The sequence below is a fragment of the Bradyrhizobium sp. Mp27 genome, assembly GCF_029953005.1.
Classification (GTDB): domain Bacteria; phylum Pseudomonadota; class Alphaproteobacteria; order Rhizobiales; family Xanthobacteraceae; genus Bradyrhizobium; species Bradyrhizobium barranii.
The window spans coordinates 1-1,641 of sequence record NZ_JASAUS010000469.1 but is presented as its reverse complement, the minus strand read 5'-3'; the positions used below and the strand labels follow the sequence as shown (position 1 = coordinate 1,641).

Annotated in this window: 1 protein-coding gene and 1 pseudogene; one reads left to right on the top strand and one right to left on the bottom strand. The window is 60.6% G+C overall.

Annotated features, from left to right (window positions below; translation table 11 throughout):
- Positions 1-543: 543 nt before the first annotated feature.
- The gene (locus tag QJT78_RS51000; RefSeq protein WP_223153745.1) at positions 544-969 is read left to right on the top strand and encodes a hypothetical protein; all 426 of its coding nucleotides are present in this window, start codon (positions 544-546) and stop codon (positions 967-969) included.
- 151 nt (positions 970-1,120) lie between these two features.
- Here QJT78_RS51000 and QJT78_RS50995 read toward each other — a convergent pair.
- Positions 1,121-1,641, bottom strand: a pseudogene (locus QJT78_RS50995) (transposase); the annotation flags it as partial.

Here is a 1,641-nt window from a genome sequence, read left to right as displayed (position 1 = left end):
TAAACGTCCTGCCTGACCGGCTACTGCTGTTCAGCGGCGCTGACGGCGATCATCAGGTGGGGGAGTTTCAAGTGACCATACCCGGGGGATTTTGACCGACCCACGGGGGTTGTTCTGCACGGGCTCTCGCTTCGTCATTGGCAGGACGCCAGTTCACTAGCGGCCGTTCGCCGTCTCGCCCTAGTTGGTGCTCGAGCAGAATATCGCCGGCGTTACCGACGAGCGGATGTGCAACCTGAAAATCCACGATTGATGTGACATCAGTCCGTCCGGGAAACAGTTCTCGCCACCGCTGGCTGGTGAAACCAGTCGCCATAGGAAATCCGGCTTCCGTTCTTTGGAGGCCGACGCTCGTATTTCCTAGTTGATAGCTGTAGCCGTTGTTGCACCTTTACTCGCGTCGGATCATCCCCGAAACGACCCGTGATCGCACCTACCAGGCTTGGTGGGACGGCAAGGGTAATGGGCTGCTGCGGGCAGAACTGCTTGTGGTTGTCGCGTCTGCAATTGCCTGAGAAGAGCTTGGAGCCTGACGAGCTTGCAATGCGTTATGCCGAGAAGACCCCGTCCAATGCCAGGAAATGCCTGACGCACGTGCGAGGAAGAAGCAGCAGCACCGGGCGCGCCGAGGAAACCATGCACGAACTTCAGCCGCAGCTAAGAAAAGCGATTGGGCATGGCGGGCGACACCAAATCGGAACGGTGGGCGAGATCGAGCGGAAACCAGCACACCCATGGCATTCCCCATCCTTCATTCAAAGCTCCTGCATTCTTGAAGAAGCCAGCAATCCTGAGAGTGCGACGAATCTGTACGATATCGATCAATCGGAGAGCCTGCAGCGAAGTCCGTCCAAGATTTCACGGACGTCTCCTATGGTCACGTCTCCGCGCCTGGCCGTCGTTCGAGTCGGCGCGCATCATGTGCACATGCACAAACCTCCTAACAATGCTAGCCCGTCCTATTCGTGAGAGTGCGGCTTTGGGGCCCGATTGATGCGGCCGAACATCTTGTCTGACGAGGCGCACAGGATTGCCTTCGGCTTTTCACCGCCTGACGACCCGTACTTTGCAACGCGCTTGAGGTATAGGTTGGGCGAACGGGGGGCGGACGCCCCGCCGGTCAAGGACCGAGCGGCAGCAGCGCACCTGGCAAGCAGCGGATCAGGTCGGCTTCCGGACAGGCCGCGGCGAACGCAAGGCGAATGCGGCTCGTGGTCTCGACCACACGGGCAGCGATTTTCAAGAGCCGAAGACGCAGCGTCGCGAACTCGGCAGCGGCCAATTCCCGGACTTTGGGAATGGCCTCGCGCACGGTCAGCATCAGCCAATAAGCGGCCGTATGGAGCACGAGACGGACCTGGTTGGCGAGCGCCGAACGGCAGCTGGTGCGGTCGGAGGCGAGCTGTGACTTATGCAGCTTGTCAGATTCTCGGCTTGGCCGCGCGCGCAATACAGGCTGTCGTAGATCCACTCGGCCGAGCCGACATCGAGGCTGGTGACGACGAAACGGATGTCGAGGCCGAGCATCGCCGCCTCAATACGGGCGACAGTGCGCCGTTCGCGATCCCAGGACTTTGCCTTGTGGCGGGTCTCGGTATAGCCACGCAGAACCGGCAGGTTCTCGATGGCGCGTCGGGTGCG

Coding starts and splice junctions, on each gene's coding strand:
- QJT78_RS51000 (WP_223153745.1), top strand. CDS start 544: ATGCGTTATGCCGAGAAGACCCCGTCCAATGCCAGGAAATGCCTGACG.